General features: G+C 64.6%; 21 protein-coding genes. 1 reads left to right on the forward strand and 20 read right to left on the reverse strand.

Annotated features, from left to right (window positions below):
• Window positions 1–67: 67 nt before the first annotated feature.
• The 9 genes from HSDC_RS04245 to HSDC_RS04285 all read right to left on the reverse strand — a co-directional run bounded on the left by HSDC_RS04245 (window position 68) and on the right by HSDC_RS04285 (window position 12890).
• Entirely contained in the window at window positions 68–577 is a 510-nt protein-coding gene (locus HSDC_RS04245) for an STAS domain-containing protein (protein WP_064698706.1), read from the reverse strand.
• Entirely contained in the window at window positions 564–1757 is a 1194-nt protein-coding gene (locus HSDC_RS04250; protein WP_064698707.1) for a PP2C family protein-serine/threonine phosphatase, read from the reverse strand. Before HSDC_RS04250 ends, HSDC_RS04245 begins: the two co-directional genes overlap by 14 nt.
• Window positions 1758–1769: 12 nt before the next feature.
• Window positions 1770–2534, reverse strand: coding sequence for an MlaA family lipoprotein (locus HSDC_RS04255; protein WP_170825718.1), 765 nt, complete (start codon window positions 2532–2534; stop codon window positions 1770–1772).
• A 172-nt stretch (window positions 2535–2706) separates the two neighbouring features.
• The gene (locus HSDC_RS04260) at window positions 2707–3828 is read right to left on the reverse strand and encodes a beta-ketoacyl-ACP synthase III (RefSeq protein ID WP_064698709.1); all 1122 of its coding nucleotides are present in this window, start codon (window positions 3826–3828) and stop codon (window positions 2707–2709) included.
• A 59-nt stretch (window positions 3829–3887) separates the two neighbouring features.
• Window positions 3888–7913, reverse strand: a complete 4026-nt coding sequence (gene hrpA / locus HSDC_RS04265) for an ATP-dependent RNA helicase HrpA (protein ID WP_064698710.1) — start codon at window positions 7911–7913, stop codon at window positions 3888–3890.
• A gap of 93 nt (window positions 7914–8006) precedes the next feature.
• On the reverse strand, window positions 8007–9677 hold the full coding sequence (locus HSDC_RS04270; protein ID WP_064698711.1) for an AMP-binding protein: 1671 nt from the start codon (window positions 9675–9677) through the stop codon (window positions 8007–8009).
• A 99-nt stretch (window positions 9678–9776) separates the two neighbouring features.
• Complete coding sequence (locus tag HSDC_RS04275; RefSeq protein WP_064698712.1) at window positions 9777–10559, reverse strand: class II glutamine amidotransferase; 783 nt, start codon at window positions 10557–10559, stop codon at window positions 9777–9779.
• Window positions 10552–12390 (reverse strand): vWA domain-containing protein, encoded by a 1839-nt coding sequence (locus HSDC_RS04280; RefSeq protein ID WP_064698713.1) that lies wholly within the window; start codon window positions 12388–12390, stop codon window positions 10552–10554. The genes HSDC_RS04275 and HSDC_RS04280 overlap by 8 nt, the downstream gene beginning before the upstream one ends.
• 50 nt (window positions 12391–12440) lie before the next feature.
• Window positions 12441–12890 (reverse strand): hypothetical protein, encoded by a 450-nt coding sequence (locus HSDC_RS04285; protein ID WP_064698714.1) that lies wholly within the window; start codon window positions 12888–12890, stop codon window positions 12441–12443.
• Window positions 12891–12973: 83 nt separating this feature from the next.
• Here HSDC_RS04285 and HSDC_RS04290 point away from each other — a divergent pair, with 83 nt between their 5' ends.
• Window positions 12974–15061 (forward strand): S9 family peptidase, encoded by a 2088-nt coding sequence (locus HSDC_RS04290; protein WP_064698715.1) that lies wholly within the window; start codon window positions 12974–12976, stop codon window positions 15059–15061.
• Window positions 15062–15143: 82 nt separating this feature from the next.
• On the opposite strand, the gene modC is transcribed toward HSDC_RS04290, so the two are convergent.
• From modC to HSDC_RS04345, 11 genes are all read right to left on the reverse strand, one after another.
• On the reverse strand, window positions 15144–16238 hold the full coding sequence (gene modC / locus HSDC_RS04295) for a molybdenum ABC transporter ATP-binding protein (RefSeq protein ID WP_064698716.1): 1095 nt from the start codon (window positions 16236–16238) through the stop codon (window positions 15144–15146).
• Window positions 16235–16930, reverse strand: coding sequence for a molybdate ABC transporter permease subunit (modB, locus tag HSDC_RS04300; protein WP_064698717.1), 696 nt, complete (start codon window positions 16928–16930; stop codon window positions 16235–16237). Before modB ends, modC begins: the two co-directional genes overlap by 4 nt.
• Before the next feature lie 36 nt (window positions 16931–16966).
• Complete coding sequence (modA, locus tag HSDC_RS04305; protein WP_064698718.1) at window positions 16967–17743, reverse strand: molybdate ABC transporter substrate-binding protein; 777 nt, start codon at window positions 17741–17743, stop codon at window positions 16967–16969.
• 136 nt (window positions 17744–17879) lie between these two features.
• Entirely contained in the window at window positions 17880–18266 is a 387-nt protein-coding gene (locus HSDC_RS04310; protein WP_064698719.1) for a winged helix-turn-helix domain-containing protein, read from the reverse strand.
• A 12-nt stretch (window positions 18267–18278) separates the two neighbouring features.
• Window positions 18279–18725: a YcgN family cysteine cluster protein gene (locus HSDC_RS04315; protein WP_064698720.1), complete on the reverse strand. Its 447-nt coding sequence runs from the start codon at window positions 18723–18725 to the stop codon at window positions 18279–18281.
• Window positions 18726–18839: 114 nt separating this feature from the next.
• A complete protein-coding gene (locus tag HSDC_RS04320) occupies window positions 18840–19142 on the reverse strand; it encodes a YcgL domain-containing protein (protein ID WP_064698721.1) in 303 nt (100 codons plus the stop codon).
• Window positions 19139–20290: a ribonuclease D gene (rnd, locus tag HSDC_RS04325; RefSeq protein ID WP_064698722.1), complete on the reverse strand. Its 1152-nt coding sequence runs from the start codon at window positions 20288–20290 to the stop codon at window positions 19139–19141. Before rnd ends, HSDC_RS04320 begins: the two co-directional genes overlap by 4 nt.
• Window positions 20291–20315: 25 nt before the next feature.
• Window positions 20316–20921, reverse strand: a complete 606-nt coding sequence (recR, locus tag HSDC_RS04330; RefSeq protein WP_064698723.1) for a recombination mediator RecR — start codon at window positions 20919–20921, stop codon at window positions 20316–20318.
• Window positions 20922–21168: 247 nt separating this feature from the next.
• Window positions 21169–21495 carry a YbaB/EbfC family nucleoid-associated protein gene (locus tag HSDC_RS04335; RefSeq protein WP_041601939.1) on the reverse strand — a complete coding sequence of 109 codons (327 nt, stop codon included), beginning with the start codon at window positions 21493–21495 and terminating at the stop codon, window positions 21169–21171.
• Window positions 21496–21612: 117 nt separating this feature from the next.
• A complete protein-coding gene (dnaX, locus tag HSDC_RS04340) occupies window positions 21613–23652 on the reverse strand; it encodes a DNA polymerase III subunit gamma/tau (protein WP_064698724.1) in 2040 nt (679 codons plus the stop codon).
• Between the two features lie 147 nt (window positions 23653–23799).
• Window positions 23800–24846, reverse strand: a complete 1047-nt coding sequence (locus tag HSDC_RS04345) for a histone deacetylase family protein (RefSeq protein WP_064698725.1) — start codon at window positions 24844–24846, stop codon at window positions 23800–23802.
• Between the last annotated feature and the right edge of the window lie 33 nt (window positions 24847–24879).

The following is a 24879-nucleotide window of genomic DNA, read 5'->3' on the forward strand; positions in this document are numbered from 1 at the left end:
GCATGCCTAACGTCCCCGGCATGCCATGCCGAAACACCGGCACTTGCCCCGGCAAACGTTCGACGCGTCAGTGATGCCTGGTCGCAGCGCTCTGCGCCTCCAGCATTTCCACCAGAGGCTGGAATTGCTCGCGATTGTGCTCGTTCATGCGCATGAGAATACGATGCGCCTCGAGCACACGCTCGCGCGTGTCCGCCTCGTCGGCAGGCACTTCGGTCAGATCGCGCAACTCATGCGGCTCGGTGATCGGAGACTCGACCAGGGTGTAGTAACTGGCAAAGCCCATGACATCGAGCATACGTCGTACATCGGGATTGTCGACCACGATGGTGGGCGCCTGCTCGAGCCGCCCACGCAGTGCCATGGCAACCTTGGCCAGGAAGCCAAGCGCGGTGGAATCCACATTGGTGGCCTCGCGCAGATCCACCATCACCGCCTCGAGTCCAGGGGTGTCGGCCAACTGCTGAGCCTGTTGATCGAGAGTCGCACACAGTGTCAGTCGTACGTCGCCACACAGCTTGAGCACGAAGACACCGGAATCGAACGCCGCCCGCAGGCGGCCTTCATGAATCATCATCGCCAAATCCGCTCAACATCATGATCGTCAGGTCGTCGGGCAGCTCGTCATGTCCAGGCGCATCCACGGCGATATTTCCATCGTCCTCCGCTATCTTGCCCAACGCAAGGCCTTCCTTGAGCCCCGCCAGCGTATCGTTGGCCAATGCACGACGCTCGAGCTCTCCCAGCCTGTCATTGAGCGTCTCGCCCGGCAGACACTCCAGAATGCCATCGGAGCATAGCCAGAGCTTGAAGCGTTCAGGCAGAGGACACCCCAGGCGGGGATATTCGACATCCGGGAAGAGCCCGACCGGCATGCCCTCACCGGCCAGCGATGACACATCGTCGCCGGCGACCAGCACGGGCATGGGAAGCTGCGCGCCCAGCGAATAGTGCAGATAGCGACGCTCACGGTCAATCACCCCGACAAACAGGGTCGCATGCTTGCCGATACCGGTATCGAGCAGCTCGCGGTTGAGCGCCGCCAGCCAGCGCGGGCCGAGTTCCTGCGGGTCGCGTCCGTCCCATTCACTCTGCCAGCGATTGAACAGATACTTGAGCAGCACGGTCACGAAGGCCGACGATGCGCCATGCCCCGAGACATCAGCGAAATAGAACAGCGTGTAGCGCTCGTCGTAGTGCTGGAAATCCAGGAAATCCCCGGAGAGATACAAGGAAGGCGCGAGCCAGTAGTCGCAGTTGACGCTACCCGAGCGCTGCGGACGTGGCGGTAGCAGCTTGCGCTGGATCTGCCCGCCGGCCTGCTGGTCGAGGCGCAGCATGGCCAGGTGGGTCTCGAGATGCTCGTTGAGCTCGGCCAGCCGTCGACGATCCTGCTCCCGCTCCTCGGCCAGCCGGTTGATCTCGATGACCCGACGAATCATTCGCCGCAACAGGTGGCCATGCCGCAGCGGGTCGATGACATAATCCACCAGACCGGCATCCACCGCCGAGAGCAACTCGGCATCCTGGCGTTCATCGCTGACCACCAGCGTCGGCAGTCGCCGGCACAAGTCGGGCCATGTCTCCGGCGACACCGCCCGCGAATGCGCCACCACCAGTGCCGTCTCGTCGGGCAATTGCTCGACACTCTCCACCGCCAACACCGCCAGGCCGTCCCTGGCGATGGTGTCGGCCAGGGCGTCGCGCTCCTCGCCCGGCACGTCGACCACTCCGATCAACTGATTGTCGCTCGGCATTCCGTCATCGCCTCACTCGGCGAAGGCATCATCGAAGTCGGTGCCTTCCAGATCGAAACCGTCGCTGGCGAAGGGGTCCTCCCCCAGTTCTCCGTCGCTGACTTCAAAGCGGCGACGCTGCAGCCAACTGTCGCGGATGAAACTGTAGCGATCACCGCGGATCAGGTCTTCCTGGTCGAGCAGTCCCGCTCGGGCATCAATGGCCTGCAGCCCACGCAGGGAATAGCGCACCGTGTCGTCCTCGACATAGGTCACCGGATAGGTATACATGTCCACCGGCAGGCCGCCGGTGTCGCGCAGCGTACTCGGGCCCAGCAGGGGCAGTACCAGATAGGGGCCGGAGTCCACTCCCCAGACGGCCAGAGTCTGCCCGAAGTCCTCTTCCCGGGCCGTCAGATCCATGTGAGAGGCCACATCGAACAACCCGAGAACCCCCACGGTGGAATTGATCAGGAAGCGTCCCGTGGAAGCCCCGGCATTGGCACCCTTGCCCTGCAACAGACTGTTGAGCGTGGTCCGAATCTCGCCGAGATTCGAGAAGAAATTGCCCACACCGGTTTGCACTGGATCCGGCGTCACAAAGCGATATCCCTGGGCCACTGGCTTCAGGGCATAACGGTCGAGCGTATCGTTGAAAGCGAAGACGCCGCGGTTGAAGCCCTCCCAAGGATCCTCGGGATTCGTTCCGGTACTGCTCGAGGTGGTGGCGCAGCCGGACAGCACGGCGAGAGCCAGCCCTGCCAGCAAGGCACGCCCAAGGCCCGGAACGGTTTGCATGGATGGTCGATTCATTGACTCTGCGGTCTCCCTACATAGCATTTCTATTCCCTGAGAAGCGCGGCGTAAATGCCAACGCATGAACGCAGGAAATGCGATGGCCCGACGGAGCCAGGCCTGACCTTCGCCCGGCACGGCCATTCATTCAGTGCTTCCAGTGTTTCCCTTGCCATCAGCGTCGACGCACCACGACATTGCCGGCACTGTAGCCTGCGCCAAAGGAACACACCACCCCCAGGGCGCCCGGCGCTAGATCGGCGCGATGCAAGTGAAAGGCGATGATGGACCCCGCAGAACTGGTATTGGCGTAGCGATCGAGAATGATCGGTGCCTCTTCCGGGGATGCTTCCCGCCCCAGCACGCGTCGGGCGATCAGATCGTTCATGTGACGATTGGCCTGGTGCAGCCACAGACGCGACAGGTCGTCGCCTCGCAGCGAGAGACGCGCCAGATGTTCATCGATCAACGCCGCCACCAGGGGGCAGACCTCCTTGAACACCCGCCGCCCTTCCTGGACGAACAGCTTGTCGGCGGCCTGGGGGTCGCTGTCGGTGACCCGGTTGAGGAACCCAGCGTTATTGCGAATGGCATTGGAAAAGCGTGTCGCCAGGCGCGTGCCGAGCACCTCGAAGCGAGACTCGGCAGTGGCTACGGCATCGTCTTCGAGCACAATGGCCGTGCAAGCATCACCGAAGATGAAATGGCTGTCACGGTCGCGAAAATTGAGGTGCGCCGAACAGATTTCGGGACTGACCACCAGGACGCGGCTGGCCGAACCAGCCCGAATGGCATTGGTTGCGGCATCGATCGCAAAGGTGGCGGAAGAGCAGGCGACGTTCATGTCGTAGGCATGGCCACCGGCACCCAGCGCTGCCTGCAGCTCCACGGCCACGGCCGGATAGGCGCGCTCCAGATTGGAGCAGGCCACAATCACCAGGTCGATATCGGCGGCCGCTACCCCGGCCGCCTCAAGGGCCTCGTTGGCGGCGGCAGCCCCCATCTCCCCCTGGATGGAGAGCGCATCGTCGTCACGCACCGGCAGTCGCGGCCGCATCCGTTCGGGATCCAGAATCCCCTCGGCATCCAGCACGTAGCGGCTGTGAATGCCCGACGCCTTGACGATGAAGGATTCACTGGATGGCTGCAGCGGCTCCCGCTCTCCCGCAGCGATAGCCTCGGCGTGACGGGCGTTCTCCGACTCAACCCAAGCATTGAAGGTCTCCACCAGGGCCGCATTGCCAACGGCGTGCGGTGGCGTAAAGAGCCCCGTGCCGGTAATCACCACTTGTTTCATCGTATCTCCTCGGACCCGTCGCCCTTCTTTGGCGGCGCCGGTAACTTCCTGTACATGCGTCAGGCCCTGCCGGTCAATTCGGCCCAGCGTCGTTCCAGACGCTTGGTCGATACCGGCATTCTGGTCCCCAACTGCTGGGCAAACAATGAGACCCGCAACTCTTCGATCCACCAGCCGAACTCGACCAGCGCCGGGTCCTCTACCTCGCCGCGTCGTTCGCTCTCGCGCCGCGCGGCCAGGCGTGCCTCGAAATCCTGTATCTCCTGCATGTGCATCTGATCACGCATGCGCTCTCTCGGCGCCTTCTCCAGGCGAATGCGGGCGGCTTCCATATAACGAGGATACTCTTCCAGCCACTCGCCCGCTTCACTGACGAAACCGGGGTGCACCAGACGCTGCATCTGGGCCTTGAGATCACTGTATACCAGTGCCAACGAGAGGTTCAGATTGCCCTTCAACGCCTTGGTCACCGCCAGGTGACCCTCGAGAGCCTTCTCCAGGGTAGCCAGCAGCATCTCCGCCTTCGGCACCAGTTCCGCGCGACACGCCGCCAAGCGCTGCTCGAGCTCGTCCGCCGAACGGGGCAGCGGATCCACCGCCACGACCTGGCGGAAGGTCGCGGCCACGACATCGTCGCTGAGCTGGCGCTTGCTGCCGACCTTGGTGAACAGCAGAGCGCAAGGCTTCATGCCGGCAAGGCGCTCGATGGTTCTGGCCTGATCGGGCAGGCGTGTCATGGCCGCCCGCACCACGCCTCGACGATGCGCCTCTCGGGCCTTGTCGGGATGGTCGAACAGCTCGACATCCAAGGCATCGCCCCGGGGAACCACGGCCGGAAAGGCCTCGACACGGATGCCCGCCTGCGTCGTCACCCGGGACTCGGGTAGCGGCGTCTCCGGCAGACTATCGAGCGAACGTCCTTCGCTGGCCTGCTCGGCCAGCGCCTGGGCTCCCTGCCCCGCCGCTTCTTCAAAGCGTCGCTCGAGTTCACGAACATCACGCCCCTGCCCGAGCTCGCGCCCTTCGTGATCGACCACCTTCAGATTCATGATCAGATGCGGCTCGAGCTGATCGATCCGCCAGTCGTCGGGATGCGGGCGTGTGCCTGTCTTGCGCCGCAGGAACTCGCCCAGCGCCTCGGTGAGCGGCGTGTCGTCCGGCGTCATGGTCTGCAGGGCGGCATCCACCCAATCCGGGATCGGTACCACCTGACGGCGCATGGCTTTAGGCAACGACTTGAGCAGGCTGATGCATTTCTCGCGCAGCAATCCCGGCACCAGCCACTCGAGGCGCCCCGCGGGCAACTGCGGCAACATGGCCGCCGGTACGGTCAGCGTCACACCGTCGTCCTCGGCGCCAGGCGCGAAATGATAGCTCAGCGGATAACGCACGCCACCCAGTGCGAGCTCATCGGGGTAATCCGCTTCGGTGACTTCCTCTGCCTGGCGGGCGAACAGCGCCTGGCGGTCGAACTTGAGAATGTCGGGATCGTCACGCTCGGCCTTCTTGCGCCAGGCCTCGAATCCCTTGCCGTTGACGACGTCCTCGGGAATCCGGGCATCGTAGAAATCAAACAGCGCCTCCTCGTCGACCAGGATGTCGCGCTTGCGAGCCCGGTCCTCAAGGTCCTCGACCTCTTCGATCAGCGCCCGGTTATGGGCAAAGAACTCGCCGTGCGTCTTGAACTCGCCCTCGACCAGTGCCCGGCGAATGAACAGCTCCCGGGATTCCTGCGGTGCGATGGGACCGTAATGGACACGCCGGCGGGCAACGATGGGCAGGCCGAACAGGGTCACCTGCTCGAAGGCCACCACCTGAGCACGCTTCATTTCCCAGTGCGGCTCGCTGTAGCTGCGCTTGACCAGATGCTCGGCCACGGGCTCGATCCACGCCGGATCGATACGCGCCACGGTGCGGGCGAACAATCGCGAGGTCTCGACCAGCTCGAAAGCCATCAGCCACTTGGGTGTCTTCTTCGCCAGTCCCGAACCGGGGTGGATCATGAACTTGCGGTTGCGCGCCCCCAGATACTCGCGATTCTCGAGAAACTGGCCTAGATGCGAGAGCAGGCCCGGCAGCAGCGCTTTGTGCAAGCGCGCGGCGTTCTCGCGACGCGCCTGCCGAGCGGCGTCGTCGTCGGCCTCGGCGGCCGGCTCGGCGGCTCCGGCCGGTACCTCGATATCCATGTCGCGCAGCAACTGGCGCAGCTGGCGGAAGGTATCGTGCCACTCCCGCAACCGCAGATAATTCAGGTAGTGATCACGGCACCAGCGACGCAAGCGATTGCCGGAGAGCTCTTCCCGAGCGGCCTCGAAGCCGTTCCAGAGATTGAGCAAGGCCACGAAATCGGAATCCGCATCCTGCCAGCGCCGATGCGCCTGATCGGCGGCCTCGCGCTTGTCGGCCGGCCGTTCCCGGGGATCCTGGGTAGCCAGCGCCGAGACCACGATCAACACGTCGCGCAAGCCGCCCTGCTCGGCACCAGCCAGCAGCATGCGCGCCAGTCGAGGGTCGATGGGCAGGCGAGCCAGACGCTTGCCCATGGACGTAAGACGCTGTCCGTCATCCACCGCGCCGAGCTCGAACAGCAAGCGGAAGCCATCGGTGACAAAACGCGAATCCGGCGGATCGACGAAGGGAAAATCCGAGATGTCGCCGAGCCTGAGCGACAGCATCGAGAGGATCACCGACGCCAGGTTGGTGCGCCGGATCTCCGGATCGGTGAATTCCGGACGCCCCAGGAAATCCTCCTCGTCGTAGAGACGAATGCACACGCCCTCGGCGATACGCCCGCAGCGCCCCTTGCGTTGATTGGCACTGGCCTGGCTAATCGGCTCCACGGGCAAGCGCTGGATCTTGGCGCGGTAGCTGTAGCGGCTGATGCGCACCAGCCCCGGGTCGATCACATAACGGATGCCCGGCACGGTGAGCGAGGTCTCGGCGACATTGGTCGACAGCACGATGCGCCGTCCCTTGTGAGGCGCGAAGACGCGATTCTGCTCGGCATTGGAAAGCCGCGCGTAAAGCGGCAGGATCTCGGTGTCGCGCAGGTCGGCACGACGCAGGGTATCGGCCGTCTCGCGAATCTCCCGCTCACCGGGCAGAAACACCAGGATGTCCCGAGGCCCATGGAACCAGCGCTTCTCGCGCTCGATGGTCTCGATCTCTTCCACCGCATGCAAAATGCCTTCCTGGAGAGTACGATCTTCTTCGTCTTCCTCGTCGCGAATCAGCGGGCGGTAACGCACTTCCACCGGATGAGCACGCCCGGAGACTTCCACCACCGGCGCCGGTCGCGTCTTGCCATCGGCATCCTCGATGGCGAAGTGCGCGGCGAAACGCTCCACGTCGATGGTCGCCGAGGTGATGATCACCTTGAGATCGGGGCGACGCGACAACAGGCGCTTGAGATAACCGAGCAGGAAGTCGATATTGAGGCTGCGCTCGTGCGCCTCGTCGATGATGATCGCCTCATAACGAGACAGATCCGGGTCGTTGCGCGTCTCGGCCAGCAGGATGCCATCGGTCATCAGCTTGACCCGAGTGGCCTCCGCCGTCTGGTCGGTGAAACGTACCTGGTAGCCGACCTGCTCGCCGAGCGGTACCTGCATTTCCTCGGCCAGGCGGGTCGCCACGGAGCGCGCGGCCAGTCGCCGCGGCTGAGTATGGCCGACGAGGCCTCGCCGGCCGAGCCCGAGTTCCAGGCACAGCTTGGGCAACTGGGTGGTCTTGCCCGAGCCGGTCTCGCCGGCCACCACCACGACCTGGTGGTCGCGCAGGGCCGCGAGGATATCCTCGCGGCGCTCGGAAACCGGGAGTTGCTCGGGATAGTCCAGATGCACCGGACGCGCGGCGCGGGCCTCGACCTTGGCCCGCGAACGTTCGATCTCGCGGCTCACCTCGGCAAGCCCGCGATCCACCGGCTTGCCTTGCCGCGCACGCCGGTTCAAGCCGGCGAGTCGCTTGCCCAAGCGAGAGGCGTCGCGCAGCTGGACACCCTCGAGTTCACGCTGCAGGGCCTTCAGGGCATCGAGATCGCGGTGGGAAATGTCGGCGGCTTGATCGGTCTGGGGGCTACTACTCACGATGGCTCGATGACTCCGGTGTTCATTGGCGGGAGAATTGTAACGCCCCGCCGGGTGCACCGCCTAATCGAGCCGGCCCAGCGCCGCTGCCGCTCACGACGTTTCGCTTTCCTCGTCACGCAACTCGCGACGCAACACCTTGCCGACATTGGTCTTTGGCAGTTCGTCACGGAACACGACCTGACGCGGCACCTTGTAGGCGGCGAGTTCCTGCTTGCACCAGCGACGCAGGGTCTCGGCATCGAGCTGCGGATCCTTGGCCACCACGAACAGCTTGATCGCCTCGCCGCTGTCCTCGTCCGGCACACCCACGGCGGCCGATTCCACCACTCCCGGATGCATGGCCACCACATCCTCGATCTCGTTGGGATACACATTGAAGCCGGACACCAGAATCATGTCCTTCTTGCGGTCAACGATGCGGATATAGCCATCGTCCTGCAGCAGCGCGATGTCGCCGGTATGGAACCAGCCGTCGGCATCGATCGCCTTGGCAGTCTCATCGTCGCGATTCCAGTAGCCCTTCATCACCTGGGGACCACGAACGCACAGTTCCCCGGCCTCTCCCCAAGGCAGATCGTTGCCCTCGAGGTCCACCACCTTCACCGAGGTGCCGGCCACCGGCTTGCCGATGGTCCCGAGCTGGATGGCGTCGATCGGATTGAAGCTGACGATGGGCGATGTCTCGGTCAGGCCATAGCCTTCCGCCACGGCACAGCCGGTGACCTCCTCCCAACGCTTGGCAGCCGCCTTGGTCAGGGCCATGCCGCCGGAAATGGTCAGCCGCAGCGACGAAAAGTCCAGAGCTCGGAAGTCCTCGCGATTGCACAGGGCATTGAACAAGGTGTTGAGGCCGATGAAGCCGGAGAAGTCGAGCGACTTCAGCTCCTTGACGAAAGCGTCCAGGTCACGCGGATTGGTGATCAGCACCGAATGGTTGCCCGTCTCCAGCATGAACAGGCAATTCACCGTGAAGGTGTAGATATGATAGACGGGCAACGGTGCGATGATGGTTTCGCCGCCCTCGTGCAAGCCCTTGCCGATGGCCTGGCGAGCCTGAAGCATGTTAGCCACCAGGTTGCCATGCGTCAGCATGGTTCCCTTGGCCAGCCCCGTGGTACCGCCCGTGTACTGCAGGGCCGCGATATCGTCGGCCCCCCGGCTCGCCTCACGATGTTCCAGGCCGGCGCCGAGCCGCAGCGCACGCCGCAAGGGCACGGCCTGAGGCAGGCCATAGGCCGGCACCATCTTCTTGACGTACTTGACCACAGCATTGATCAGTTGGCGCTTGGGAAAACCGTGCAGATCGCCAAGCTCGGTCACCACCAGGTGCTCGATATCGGTCTGTTCCAGCACCCGCTCCAGCTTGTCGGCCATATTGGCCAGGATGACGATGGCCCGTGCCCCGGAATCCTTGAACTGATGAGCCATTTCCCGCTCGGTGTACAGCGGATTGGTATTGACGACCACCATCCCGGCCCGCAGGGCACCGAAGACCGCCACGGGAAACTGCAGCGTATTGGGAAGCTGAATGGCAATGCGATCGCCAGGCTCGAGGCTCGTCTCATGCTGCAACCAGGCCGCGAAATCACCGGAGAGCCGGTCCAGCTCGGCATAGCTGAGCGTCTGCCCCATGCAGCTGAAAGCGATATTGTCGGCAAAGCGCTCGACGCTGGCGTGAAAGACATCCAGCACCGAGGCGTAGTCGCCGGTGCCTTCCATGTCGGGGCCATTGAGAATGGCCGGGTTGGCGTGCTCGTTCATGGCGTTCTCCACGATTCGCGCCGACCCCGAGGTCGGCCATTGTTATTCTGGGACTACCCTATACCAGCAGGGCACTGCAGTAAAACAGTCGATTGAAACTCACGTATGATAGCGCCCCTGGATGTCGCCATCCCGCCAGACCAGCAGCTCGCCGGGCATCATGCGCACCCAGTTCTCGTTGTCGGTCAACGGCTCGGTGGCAATGACCGACACCACATCGTCGGGCGTGGTGTGTTCGGCGAAGTTCACTGCCAGTTCGGCATCAGACAGGCTCGCCCGCCCAAAGGGCGCCCGCCGGGTAATATGCGCCAGCTTGGTCGAACAATAGGTATAGAGATGCTCGCCGTCGGCGAGCAGCAGATTGAAGACGCCATATGTCCGCAGGTGCTCACATAGCCGATGCAGATACTGCCAGAGCGCTTCCGGATCGTCCGGCGGGTCGGGAAAGGCCCGACGCAGTTCGCCCATCAACCAGCAGAAGGCATGTTCGCTGTCGGTAGTTCCCACCGGCCGATAGAACGACAGGGGCAGATTCGACCATTCGCGGCTGAGCTGACCATTGTGAGCATAGCACCATGGGCGCCCCCACATTTCCCGGGTAAAGGGATGGGTGTTGGCCAGCCGCACTTCCCCGACATTGGCCTGGCGGATGTGGCTGATGACGACGTGAGACTTGATCGGATAATCGCAGATCAGGCGCGCGATCGGCGAATCGACCGACGGATGGGGGTCGCGGAAATCACGATAGCCACCGGCTTCGTAGAAGGCGATGCCCCAGCCATCCCGATGCGGGCCAGTGCCGCCACCGCGATGCAAGAACCCGGAGAAGCTGAAACAGATATCGGTAGGCACATTGGCACTCATGCCAAGCAATTCACACATGTGGCTCCTCCCTTGCCTTGGTCCGTGACCGACGGCGGCGATGCCACCACCCCACGGACAATAGCCACAGCAGCAGCAGTGCCCCGATGGCGATCCAAAGCCGCGGCTCCTTGCCATGTTTCTCGACGGCGCGCTCCACACCGGGCCAACCGGCCTGCCAGGCGTCATGGAGCCGATCCGGTACGGCATTGACCCATTCGACGAAGCGATCGGCGATATTCTCGTCGGGTTGGCTGGCCGAAGGCTCATCTGCCTCCGCGAAACGCTCGGCGGTCAATGTCGGCCCCGCCATGTCGGGCCGTCCGATCCCCACCTGGCTATCGGCATTGAGCGTCACGGTCGGCAGCATCAATTCGCGGGTCTCGCCGTCCAGAGTCACCGTTGCCACCAGGCGCAGCGGCTGGCTCGTATCGTCCTCCAGCTCGGGCAGGGACAGTCGCCAGCGGGTCTCGCTCACCGCTTCGGCCTGGAGGCGTCGCTCCTGGAAGTCACCGTGGATCTCGGTATTGCCGCGATTGAGCCGGGGGTGCTCGGCGGCCAGCACCAACTGGTGATTGCCCGGGTCATGGGCTACGCCGATGGCCGGCAGGACATTGGCGGCCTGCTCCCGCTGACGCTCGAACCCTTCGCCCTGGGCACGGAGCATCAAACGGGCATTGCCCGTCTGCGTCGGCGCCGGCAACCGCCCCTGGAAGCGGCCTTCGTCGCCGGCATCGAGCCGTACCGATGCCAGCGTCTCGCCATCATCGCCCTCGAGCGCCACGGAGAAGCGCAGGTCATCGGGCAGCGGCGTCCCGACCTCGTCATGCTCGAGCCAGGCTTCCACCGATACCGGAAAACCGCGATACAGCGTCGTCGGCAAACCCGAGGTGCGCAACCGCCAGGGCGAGGTCACGCTGATTCGGCTCTTCGCGCCTACCGGTCCTTCGAGACGCCATTCGCCGGCCTCGGGATCGGGTACGCGAATCAGGTCGAAATGCGGCTCCACCTGCCAGCGAATGTCGTCGGGAGCGGTGTCGGCGGTGTACCGGGTACCATCCGGCGCCACCAGGGTCACCGGTTCATCGTCGGGGCCGTGGAAGACCAGCGCCGAGAGATTCTCCACGCTGGGATCGATGACAAACCGGTCATCCTCTTCCAGCGGTACCTGATCGGCCGGGAAGATACGTTCGATGATGTCCAGGAAGGCACCCAGGAGACGTTCCGGCGACTTGGCCACGGCCGCCAGCCCTCCGGTGCGCTGCGCCAGTTGCTCGACCAGGGCGAGATCGGCCTCATCGGAGAAGGCGATCGCGTGCACGACCACGCCCCGATCGGCGAAACGCGGCGCCAGGCTCTCCACCAGCCGCTGCCGGGACGCCGCGTCGATGTCGGGCTTGTTGCCCCGAGACGGCGGCAGATCGATGACCCCATCGGTCATCAGAATCAGGTGCCGCCAACCGTTCGCCTCGGCTGAGGCGGCCTGGTCCAGTGCCGTCTCGATATCGGTGTACTGCTGGTAGTCCCGTAGCGCGGGCGGCAGCGCCAGTGCCCGCTCACGCCACTGGTCGGACACCTCATCCAGCGGCAGAGGGTTGTCGATTCGCTCGCCAAAGGTCCAGACGCCGGCGCTCACTCCCTCCGGCAACAGCGACACCAGAAGCTCCATGGCACTGGCCGCCAGTTGATCGGGGTCGTTGCGCTTCATGCTGCCGGAGACATCGACCACCACCCGCACGTCCGGACGCTGCTCCGGCACCTGAGCCAGAGCCGCCCCGCCCCACCCCAGGCAGCTCGCCAGCAACGCCAGTGCGAAGCAGACAGACGGGATACGGCAACCGACTCTGGCCATAATGGCTCCTTAGGTCCTGTACGAAAGGTCGACCACGCTTCGTACTGGCCTTAACCGACGACCGGCTCCCGGCGCGTCTTGTCATCTCGACCGCGATCGGCACGTGACGTCGTCCCGGTCCGATCACCCTGCGAATCGCCGTTTGAGCGGCGCTTGGCCCCCCGGCCACGCCGCCACAGCAACAAGCCCAGCAGACCGCCGAGGGCCGCTGCCACCGCCACCAGCAGCAGCGCCGAGGCCATGGTGCCACCATCCTTCTCGAGGAAGGCCAAGCCGGCCACCACGACCGCCGGTGCCATGCCGGTATAGGCATCTCCTTGATCGTTCAGCGGTGTACTGAAACTGGAGGGCACCCACATCACGCCGGCCACCGCCCAGGTGATCACCAATCGCGGCAAGCGCGGCAGAAACGCCAGTCCCAGGTAGCCCGTAACGAGCACGACCAGCGACAGCGCCGCATAGCTCAGCCATAGTAGGGGAATAGAATCCGAAATCAGCATCGATACCTCGTCAACGTATGTACAGGAGCGCCCCTGGTGGCGCACCTTATTGAATTCACTCCGAGTATGGTACATCTCGCAGCATGAAAGCACAGCCGCCACATGACCGAAACGCCGATACCGGCGATCGCTCCAGCCCCGTTCAGCGCTTTCGGCGCCCCGAGGACCCCGACTGGCACTGGCTGGAACAGCGCGACGACCCCGCGGTGAAAGCCTTTCTCGAGGCCGCCAACGAGCAAGCGGATCGCTGGTTCTCTCCACTGGCGGGACTCACCGAGCGGCTCTACCACGGCCACCTGGCACGACGCGAACTGGCCGAACGCAGTCTGGCGGTTCCGCTGGACCATTTCACGATCTGGAACGAAACTGCCGCAAACGCCGATCATCCGGTTTGGTGGCGCCATCCCAACGATGCACCGCAAAACGCCGAACCCTTTCTGGACCTTCAGGCCAGGGCCCGCCACAGCGCCTTCTTCGAGATCGGCGACATGGCGCTCTCCCCCGACGAGACCTGGCTGGCCTGGACGGAGGACACCCAGGGCGACGAGACCTTCACCCTCTGGCTGCGACACCTGCCCGCGGGCGAACCGGTGCAACTCCTCGACGACATCGGCCCCGAACTCTGCTGGGCGGAAGACGGCAAGACATTGCTGTTCACGCGCTTCGACGCCACACAGCGCCCGGAGAGCATCTGGCGATTGCCGCTACAACTCACCACAGCGTCGCCAAGTGCCGCTCGCGCGACGCTGATGCTGCGCGAGACAGACCCGGAATTCTGGCTCGGGCTGGGCAAGACACGCTCCCGGGAGTGGCTGGTACTGGAGTCCGCCTCCAAGGACACCAGTGAGACCCACCTGGTTCCCGCTCGAGCCCCGACGACCCCGCCGTGGTGTTTCCGCCCTCGGGAAGCCGGTGTCGAATATGCCATCGATCACCGCCCCGGGCACTTCTATGTGCTCCACAACCGCAACGCCCCCCACTTTTGCCTCGACCGCGTCGCTGAAGCCGCACCTGACGCACAAGGCGAGACGCTGATCGCTCACCGTGACGACACCACCCTGGAAGGTGTCGACGCCTTTTCCTGGGGCCTGGTGCTCACCGAGCGCGATCACCACGAGGCCCAGGTGCGGTTACGCGTCATCGAACTCGACGCCACCCATGCCCGGTCGCGAGATACCTGGCTGCCGTTGAGCGAAACGCCCTGCAGCCTGGCGCTCGACGCCACCCCGCATTTCGACGCACGCCGCCTCAGGATGCGCGAAGAATCCTTCACCCAACCGCCGAGCTGGACGGAGTTCGACCTGGACAGCGACCAGCGCCGCCTGCTCAAGCGTCAGGCAGTCCACGGCGACCTCCAGCCCGACCAGCTGGCCTGTCAGCGCCTCTGGGCGCATTCTCACGATGGCGAACGCATTCCCGTCTCGGTGGTGATGCGAGCCGATCTCGTGGGGCATCCGCTACCGACACTGCTCCACGGCTACGGGGCCTACGGCGAGGTACTCGATGCTTGGTTCTCGGTGGCTCGCCTGGAGTTGCTGTCCCGAGGAGTGGCCTTCGCCGTCGCCCATGTGCGCGGAGGCGGCGAGCGTGGCGAACCCTGGTATCTGGCCGGCAAGCTCGCACACAAGACCAACAGCTTTCAGGACTTTCTCGCCGCCCGGGATGCCCTGGTCGATCAGGGCGTCAGCGATGGCGAACGCATCGTCGCCCATGGTGCCAGTGCCGGTGGTCTGCTGGTCGGCGCCAGCCTCAACCTGTCACCCGAGCGCTTCTGTGCGGCAGTGCTCGACGTGCCTTTCGTCGACGTCCTGCGCACCATGCTGAACCCCGAGCTGCCGCTGACCACTGCCGAATACAGCGAATGGGGCGACCCAAACGACCCGAGCGTGCGACAACGCCTCCAGGCCTACTCGCCCCTCGACAACCTCCCCGATCGCCCCTGGCCACCGGTTTTCCTGCAAGGTAGCTGGCACGATACCCGAGTCGCCTACTGGGAGCCGGCCAAGCTCTACGCCCGTCTCAGCGAACTGGCCGGCCCTGGCCATACCCCTCCGCCACTGCTGCGCATCGACATGGAGGCCGGCCACGGAGGCGCCTCCGGCCGGTTCAAGGCCTGGCATGATCATGCGCGGGAGGATGCCTTCATCCTCTGGGCGCTGGGGAAAGCATGAAGTGGGACGACAATAAGAAGGCAGAGATAAGTGGAAAGAAGCGGGAGGACAGCCGGATCGTGACAAGATGCGAGCCGTATCTTCAGGCATCTCTTGGTGCGAAGGCGACGGTGCGGACCAGCGCCGTCACTTCCTGCCCCACGACAAGCCCCAACTCGTCGTAGGACTTGCGGGTCAGGCGGGCACGTAGCGCCTGACTCCCCAGGCGCAGGCGAAGTTCGATGGTGGCGGCATCGCCAGGCGGCACCCAGGCCTGCTCGATGACCGTCACCAACTGGTTGCGATAGCTGAGCCCGGCACTCGGTGCACGCGCCAGCGCCACCTCGCGCACCGGCACGCGCAGCCGTATTCGCTGCCCCACCGGAACCGAGAGGCCGGGCACGGTCAGTACCTGGCCGTCGTCGAGCTCCAAGCGGGTCAACCCGTAGGCCTCATCGTGCGATCGGACCTCTGCCTCGAGCGGCATGGCGGCATCGAAGCCTCCCAGCGCCTCGGTGAGATCGCACCGTTCCATCAGTTCGTCCAGCTTGCCCTGGGCACGCACGCGTCCCTGCTCCATCAGGATCAGCGTATCGGCGATCTCGACCAGCTCGGCGGGTTCATGGCTGACATAGACGATAGGGATCTCGACCTCCCCGGCCAGACGCTGAATGTAGCGCAGCAGCTCACGCTTGCGCGCCCCGTCCAGGCCAGTCAATGGCTCGTCCATCAGCAGCAGGCGCGGGTCACTGAGCAATGCCCGCCCAATGGCGACACGTCGGGCCTCGCCGCCGGACAGCGTGGCCGGATAGCGCGCCAGCAGGTGATCGATACCCAGCAGGCCGACGACCGCCTCGAAGCGCGACGTCATGCGTGCGGGCATGCCGTAAGTCAGATTGCCGCTCACCCGATAGTGCGGGAACAGACGCGCCTCCTGGAAGACCACGCCGAGCCGGCGTCGATGAGCCGGTACGAAGCGGCGCGATGCGGTATCCACCAGAGTGTCACCATCCAGTGCGATGTGACCACGCACCGGCCGGTCGAGACCGGCGATCAGACGCAGCAGACTGGTCTTGCCACTGCCGGAAGCGCCGAACAGCGCCGTCACGCCGCGTCCAGGCAGCGCCAGGTCAGCCTCCAGGGAAAACTGGCCGAGACGGTGCTGCACGTTCAGGATCAAGCCGCCGGCGTGGCTCATGCGTCCCTCCCCCGGAGCCGTGCCCGCGCACGTCTGGCCAGCCATTCCGAGGCCACCAGTGAGGCCATCGCGATCACGACCGACAAGGCACAGAGTCGCGCCGCCGCCGCCTCGCCACCAGGGGTCTGGATCAACGAATAGAGCGCCAACGGCAAGGTGCGAGTCTCGCCGGGAATGTTCGAGGCGAAGGTGATGGTGGCACCGAACTCCGAGAGCGCCCGGGCAAAGGCCAGTACGGTGCCGGTCAGAAGACCCGGCAGCGTCAGCGGCAAGGTGATGGTGGCAAAGACCCGCCAGCGCCCGGCGCCCAGGGTGCTGGCCGCGGCTTCCAGGCGTGGATCGACCGCTTCGAGAGAGAGCCGCAGGGCACGCACCAGCAGTGGAAAGGCCATGACACCTCCGGCCACGGCAGCGCCCTGCCAGGTGAACGGCAACCGGATTCCCCACCACTCGTCGAGCCATGTTCCCATCGCGCCCTGGCTTCCCAGCGACAGCAGCAGCAGATAGCCCACCACCACCGGCGGCAGCACCAGCGGAAGGTGCAACAGGCCATCGAGCAGCGCCTTGCCGCGAAATTCGCGACGCGCCATCAGCCAGGCCACGGCAATGCCGGGTATCAGGATCCAGGCCACAGCGACGCCCGCCACCCGCAGGCTGATCAGGATGGCCTCGGTTTCAGCATCGCTCAGCATCCATAACCTCTAGCGTGGCGTGCCTGGAAAGAAGCGTCACCTAAACCCATGCTCTGCGAAGATCGCCATGGCGTCATCGCCTTCGAGCCAGGCCCGCAGAGCCAGTGCCTGTTCAGACGGTGCTTGGCCGATGACGGCCACCGGGTAGGTAATCGGCTCGTGAGACGTCGAGGGGAACATGCCCAACGTCCTGACACCATCGCTGGCCTCGGCATCGGTGCGGTAGACCACCCCCATGGGCGCTTCGCCCCGTTCGACCAGAGCCAATGCCGCCCGCACATTATCGGCACGCGCCAGGCGCGATGCCAGCGCCTCCCACTCGCCCAGCGACTGAAGCGCTTGCCTGGCGTAGATTCCGGCCGGCACATGCGCCGGATCGCCCACGGCCAGACGTTCGTTCTCGCCGAGCCGAGCGGCCAGCGGCTCTCCCTCACCCGGAGTGAAAGGCTCGTGCTGCGTGCCCGCCGGCGCCACCAGGGCCAGACGGTTGTGGACCAGATCGGCACGCTCGCTCAGCGCCACCCCCTGCTCGCCGAGCCAGTCCATCCACTCGACATTGGCCGAGATGTAGAGCTCGGCGGGCGCCCCGTTGGCGATCTGTCGCGCCAGCGTGGACGAAGCGGCATAGACCGGCACCACATCCACATCGTGCGTTGCCTCGAAGCGCGCCACCGCCCGGTCGATGGCATCGGTCATCGAGGCTGCCGCAAACAGCTCGACCCGCTCGTTCGCCGATGCCGACATGGCTACCACCAGCAACATCGGCGCCATTCCGAGCCGCCCATACCGCCCTTGTGTTTCCCGCATCGCCATCGTTCTCGTTATGCATGAATGGAAATAACGAGAACACTATAGTTCCACTGCGTGCCACGCAACAAGCTTCCCCCCTGAGGCGGTAGCGGTTTTCAGGAAGGCGAGAGACGACCGTGACAGGGTGTGACGCCGAACCTCAGGAAGCGCCAGGATCGGCACCTTCGTCAGGTGCGAGCAGGTCGAGCAGGCGCTCGGCGGCAGGCGAGGCCGCGGGCTCGAGCAGTGCCTGCAAGGCGCGATAGCGCGCCAGCAGCTCGTGGCCGGTGGGCGTCAGCCGCGCCCCGCCCCGTTGTTGGCCACCGGAGGCAGTCTCCAGGACCGGCTCGGGAAGATGGCGATTCATGGTTGCCACCAGTTGCCAGGCCTTCTTGTAGCTCATGCCGAGCTCACGGCTGGCCGAAGCGATCGAACCGGTACGCGCGATGGCATCGAGCAGGTCAGCCTTGCCGGGTCCGATGACCACATCCTTGTCGGCCACCAGCCTGAGTTGCAGGCTCGGAATCTCGTGACGGGTACGGGTCATGGGGTCCGGAGGTTAGTCGTTGACGGGGAGAATCGCGATAATATGCTCCTCGAGCTCCTCTTCGGCCACCCCGTCCGGCGGCACGGCGAAGCTGCGCACGCTGATCCCCTTGCGATGGACCCGCTCGGGGTCACCGGAAATCAAGGGATGCCAACCGGCAAGCTTGCGTCCCTCGGCCAGGCGGCGATAGGCGCAGGACCCCGGCAACCAGCTGAACGCCTCGATGCGCTCCGGCGTCAATTGCCGACAATCCGGCACTCGCTCGAAACGATGCTCATAGTCGCCGCAGCGGCAACTGCCGATATCCAGCAACTCGCAGGCCACGTTGAGCACCGCCAGGTCACCGTCATCGTCCTGGAGCTTCATCAGGCAGCATTGACCACAGCCATCGCACAGCGCCTCCCATTCCTCGTCGGTCAATTCCTCGAGGGAAAAGCGCTCCCAGAAACGTTCTCTCATGATTCTCCCGAGCTACGCGCAACGAGATTCGAGGTGACAAGCGGCGAGTTCTGGTTCTCGCGTCTCGCCGCTTGTGCCTTCCTTCTTTCCTCTTATCTCTTGCCACTTCCCACTTCAGTACTTCGCTTGCGTCGGCGCACGATAGAGATCCAGCAGATACTCTTCCTTGGCCGGCGGCAACTGCAAGTAGTAACCCTTTTCCTGAATGGCCGCCATGATGGCGCTCCCCGTGGTACGGGCCAGTTGCTTATCGGGAGTGAGCAGCAGGGTCATGGCCGATCTCGGCTCCCCGAAGCGCTCGAGCAAGGCGTCGGGCACTTCGGTCAGCCCCTGAGTCTTGTCCACGAAGAGATACATCTCCTCCTTGCGTGGGCTCTTGAAGACCTCGCACAACAGTTTGCCCTTGAAGTAGGTCATGACGACGTTTCCGATGTTTCGTGATGGGCTATTCCATGAAGCGCCGTCTCGAGCGCCTCGGCAAGCCGCTCGCCTCGCCAGCCTTCGGGCATGGGCAGTGGCTCATCCCGCAGCGAGGCACTGACCAGCGCTTCGAGATCGCGGCGACGCAACAATACTTCCGGTGCCAGGCCCAAGGCCTCGGCCTCACGACCGACCACTTTCTTGAGCGCCTTGTAGCGCTTCTTGAAGGCGGCATCCATCGGTGACCAGGGCGGCGTCGGCAGTTCGTCTTCCGCCAGGTGATGCGCCTCGCGCACCAGCGCCAGCAGGGCGTCGCCCTCACGCTTGACCAATGGCGGCTTCATGCCCTCCACGCCGGCCAGTTCGAAGCGATTCTCGGGCATGCGCTCGGCGATGCCGTAGAGCAGCTTGTCGCTGGCCAGCCAGCCACGAGGCAAGTCGCGGCGCCTAACCTCGCCCTCACGCCAGATGGTGAGCCGCCGATACGCCTCGATCTGGCGGGGCGAGAGTCGCCATAACTGGCGCTGACGCAGATACCACTGGCCGTCGCTTTCTTCACCGCGTGCGGCCTGATCGACCAGCTTCCGGCATTCTTCTTCCAGCCAGGCCAGCCGACCGTGACGTTCCAGCGATTCGCGCTGAGCCCGCCAGACCGACAGCAGATAGATCACATCGAGGGCGGCATAGGTCTTCTGTGCCTCGCTCAACGGACGCTCCAGCCAGTTCGAGCGCGTTTCGTCCTTGGGCAGGGTTTCACCGACCCAGAACTCGACCAGCTTCTGGTAGCCCATCGAAGGCACTTCGCCGAGCAGCGACTGGGCAATCTGGGTATCCACCAGCGGCGTTACCGTCACGCCTGCCCAGTGGATGAAGACTTCCAGATCCTCGCTGGACGCATGCAGCAGTTTCAGCGGCCCCTCGCCGAGCAGACGACAAAAGGCATCGGTGCAGGCCACCACGGTCGGATCGACCAGATAAGCTGCACCACCCACGCAGAACTGGATCAGGGCGGGAACGGGATGAAAGGTCTTCTCGCGGAAGAACTCGGTGTCCAGGGCGATGACCTCGGCCTCGGCCACCTCGGCGCAGGCCTCGTCCAGGGCCTCGGGCGTGTCGATCCAGCGAATCTCGGGAGTCAGGGGCATGCGGGGTTCCGGTGGAAAAATGATGTCACTCGCTCTCGAAGGGCAAGCGACCATTGAAGGCACGACTCAGGGTGCCGCCATCGACGTATTCCAGCTCTCCCCCCATGGGCACGCCGTAGGCGAGCCTCGACAGCTTCACCCCTCGAGGCCCCAACTGGGAGGCGATGTAATGGGCAGTGGCCTCCCCCTCCACGGTGGGATTGGTCGCCAGGATCACTTCCTCGACGCCATCCTCGGCCACCCGGGTATCGAGCTGGTCGAGTCCGATGTCCTCGGGGCCGATGCCATCCAGCGGCGAAAGATGGCCATGCAGCACGAAATAGCGGCCCCGGTATCCCCCGGCCTCTTCGATGGCCAGCAGGTCGGCGGGCGACTCCACCACGCACAGCACGCTGTCGTCGCGTCGACCACTTTCGCACAGCGCGCAGACCGTCTCTTCGGTCAGGGTACGGCAACGCTGGCAATAGCCGACCTCCTCGAGAGCCACGCCCAGCACCTCGACCAGGCGACGACCGCCATCGCGATCACGCTCGAGCAGATGCATGGCCATGCGTTGGGCGGTCTTGGGGCCTACGCCGGGCAGCACCCGAAAGGCCTCCATCAACCGATCGACCAGAGGGGAAAAGCTCATACGGTGTCTAGATCCAGAGTTAAGAAGCGACGACTCAAATGCCAGTCACCCAGCATGACGCGCGCGCTCACAACGCAGCACTGAGTGCAGGATGATGCTCACCCCTGATGCAAGAACCTTCACAAAGGTGACGAGCGACGGCCAGGCTAGGCGAAATTAGCGGAAAAAGCGGAATTTAGCAGCGCTAAATGAGCACTTTGACGCTAAGTTCAACACCGCATGGCCGAGCGCAGTCCTTTGCAAGCATTTAGAAAGGCATCTTGAAACCTGGCGGCAGATTCATCCCCGCCGTGGCTTCTTCCATCAGCTCCTTGGAGCTGGCTTCGACCTTGCGCACGGCATCGTTGACCGCGGCGGCGAGCAGGTCCTCGAGCAGTTCCTTGTCTTCTTCCATGACGCTCGGGTCGATGTCCACCGAGATCACGTCGTGGCGACCGTTCATGGTCACCTTGATCATGCCGGCCCCGGCTTCGCCCTGGACCTCGGCCTTGGCGACCTCCTCCTGGGCCTTCTGCATCTTGTCCTGCATTTCCTGGGCCTGCTTCATCAGGTTGCCCATTCCACCCTTCATCATGGCGGTATCCTCGTCTCGTGATTTATCGACGCCAGTGGCGATACCTCGCCCTCGGCGCTCGTTGTCTCAATTCGGCAGTGCATTTCCGTGACGCACGGCTTCCGTAGTGCACGGCGTTCAACCCTGGGCGTGCTCGCTCGACGGTTTGACCGAGGCTTCGATCAGACGTGCCCCGAATGCCTGCTGCAACTGTTTAACATGGGGATCGGCCTTCAAGGCGTCAACCGCCTGGGCATGACGCTCGGCGGCGAGCCGCTCGGCGCGCTGCCGGGGCGTTTCGATCGACTCGGGCAAGTCACCGTCGGTGATCACCAGTCGCCGGTCGAAGCCCGCTCCCGCCAGGGCCTCCCGAATTCGCTCCACATGCACGTCGGCCTGCATGGCAGCCTGGGAGGGATCCAGCCGCAGGTGAAGGGTCTCGCCGTCATCGTGGTCGACCATGCAGTGAGCTGCCAGATTGCGCGTGAGTCCGGAAAGCGCCAGGTTATCGAAGTTCGCCAGCCAGGCATCATGGCTCAAGGCATCGCCAGTCGCGACAGGCTCGTCGGCCGTTGTCGACGCTGCCTCCCCTTCTCTCTCGGCAGGCAGCGGGGCTGCGTCCTCGGCGTCGGCGACTGCCGGTTCGCCATCGACCTCAGGGGCCGGCGCAACGGCCGGCGTCATGTCATCGGACACAACGGCCTCGGCGCCTTCGCTTTGTCCCATCTCCGGTACGGTGCTCTCCGCCGGCTCAGCCGCCACTGGCGCCTCAAAGGAGGTTCGGTCAGCGGGCATGTCTTCCCATGGTGGCGTCGAGGCCTGTGGCGGCGGTTCACTCGGCGTCGGCTCGTCGGGCGGCGCGGCTGCCGTTGCCAAAGCGGGTTCAGGCGCCGCCTCGGGTTCCCGTGCACTCGACACTCCCGCGGAAGGTGCCGGAGCCGACGCTTCAGCACTGGCGGGCGCCCCCCCCTGCTCACCGGCAGGTGTGGCGGAAGGCGAGCCGCCTTCACTCCCCCCGGCGCCACCGGCGCTCTCGCCACGCATCGGCAGCGGCGTCCTGGCGGGCTTGGGAACGCCCTGGGGCCGGAAGGCCAGCATGCGCAGCAGGGTCATCTCCAGCGCGGTGCGCAAGTCTGGCGCGTGGCCCATGTCGCCGCGCCCTTGCACGCCGATCTGGTAATAGAGCTGGATGTCCTCGGCCGTGAAGCGTGCCGCCAGTGCCAGCAGGTCATCCCGGTCGCCATGCCCGTTGTCCAGGGCATCCGGCACCATCTGGGCGATCGCCAGCCGATGGAGGATGGCGGTGACATCGTCGAGCACGGCAGCAAAATCCGGCCCCTGTTCGGCCAACGAGGCGACCTCGGCCAGTACCCGAGCGGCGTCCACATCAGCCAGGGCCTCGATCAGCGCCAGCACATGGCGATGGTCCAGGGTGCCGAGCATGGCCGCCACATCGGCATGGTGAATCTCGCCCTGCCCGAAGGCGATGGCCTGGTCGGTGAGACTCATGGCGTCGCGCATCGAGCCCTCGGCTGCCTTGCCCAGCAGCCACAGCGCACTCTCCTCGAATGGCACGGATTCGGCCTCGAGCACCATCGAGAGATGGCCAACGATGCGCTCCGGCGGCATGTGCTTGAGGGTGAACTGCAGGCAGCGCGACAGCACCGTAGGTGGCAGTTTCTGCGGATCGGTGGTCGCCAGCAGGAACTTCACGTGGGGCGGAGGCTCTTCCAGGGTCTTCAGCAGGGCGTTGAAACTGCTGGTCGACAGCATGTGCACCTCGTCGATGAGATACACCTTGTAACGCCCCTGGGTCGGCGCGTACTGCACGTTGTCGAGCAGCTCGCGCGTATCCTCGACCTTGGTGCGCGAGGCGGCATCGACCTCGAGCAGATCGACGAACCGCCCCTGGTCGATGGCCTGGCAGTTCGCGCATTGCCCACACGGCTGCGAGGTCACGCCCTCGTCGCCCGAGCCACCCGCCGTGCAGTTCAGGCACTTGGCCAGAATCCGTGCCAGGGTGGTCTTGCCCACGCCTCGCGTACCGGTGAACAGGTAGGCATGATGCAGCCGCCCCTGGTCCAGGGCGTTGACCAGCGCGCGCTGGACATGCTCCTGCCCGACCAGTTCATGGAAGGTGCGCGGCCGCCACTTGCGGGCCAGTACCTGATAGCTCATGCGGCTCGGAATCCTTGCAGCTGGGCCGGCTGGCAGCCGGAAACGTCTGATTCGCCGATTACGGCGAATCCTCTGGATGGTCGGCTCATTCTACCGGGTGGCGACCGGGGCGCAAAGTCGCGGCAAGGGCCGGCGCTTTCATGCCGATCACTCGGAAGCCGCCGCTCTGCCCTCGAAGCCACTCAGCACGTTGACGACGTTGATGCCGATCTCCTCCACCGCGTAGCCGCCCTCGAGCAGGAAGGTCGTCGGCAGCCCCAGTCCGGCCAGGCGGCGGCCGACCTCGGTGAAATCGTCACTGGTCAGCTTGAATTCGCTGATCGGATCATTCTCGAAGGCATCCACGCCGAGCGAGACGACCAGCAGTTCGCAGCCGGCGGCGCGGATGCGTTCCAGGGCATCGTCCAGGGCGCCGGCCCAGGCCGCGAAGTCGGTGCCCGGCGGCAGCGGATAGTTGACATTGAAGCCCTCGCCCTTGCCGCAACCGATCTCCTCGGCATGACCGAGAAAATACGGGAAGCATTGACGCGGATCGCCATGCAACGACAGGAAGAGCACATCATCGCGCTCGTAGAAGATCTGCTGAGTGCCGTTGCCATGGTGGAAATCGATATCCAGCACCGCCACCCGGCCAAGCCCGTGATCCAGCGCGTACTGGGCGGCAATGGCTGCATTGTTGAAGAAGCAGTAGCCACCGAACTGGTCGGTGGCGGCATGATGGCCCGGCGGGCGACACAGTCCGAATGCCGGCTCGCCGGTGGTCAGGCTGTGGCGTACCGCGGACAGGGCGATGTCCTTGCTTGCCTGGGCCGCCTCGAAGGTGCCCTCGCAGATCGAGGTGTCTGCCGAAAGTGCATAGTGGCCAAGCCGCCCATCGAGGTGGTCGGGCAGGATCTCGCCCGGCATGGTACGCGTCGGCCAGATCCAGGCGATCGCCTCGCCCTGGCGCCCCAGGGAGCGCCATTCGTCCCAGCACCCGGCCAGGAAGTCCACATAGCCGCGATCATGAATGGCCAGAACCGGCGCGAGTCCGAAAGCATCGGGCTCGCGCACCTCACCAAGCCTTGAGGCATGCACGTGTTCGAGTACCAGATCGACGCGCTCTGGGCACTCGTAAGGCGTCACCAGAACGCCACCGTCCAGCTCGGTACGGGCACGACGTTGCTGGGTGGCGGCGGTGTGGAAAGTCAACATCGGCGTATCGGTTCCTTGAGCATCTCAGAGGGC

The sequence above is a fragment of the Halomonas caseinilytica genome (assembly GCF_001662285.1).
GTDB classification, from domain to species: Bacteria; Pseudomonadota; Gammaproteobacteria; order Pseudomonadales; family Halomonadaceae; genus Halomonas; species Halomonas caseinilytica.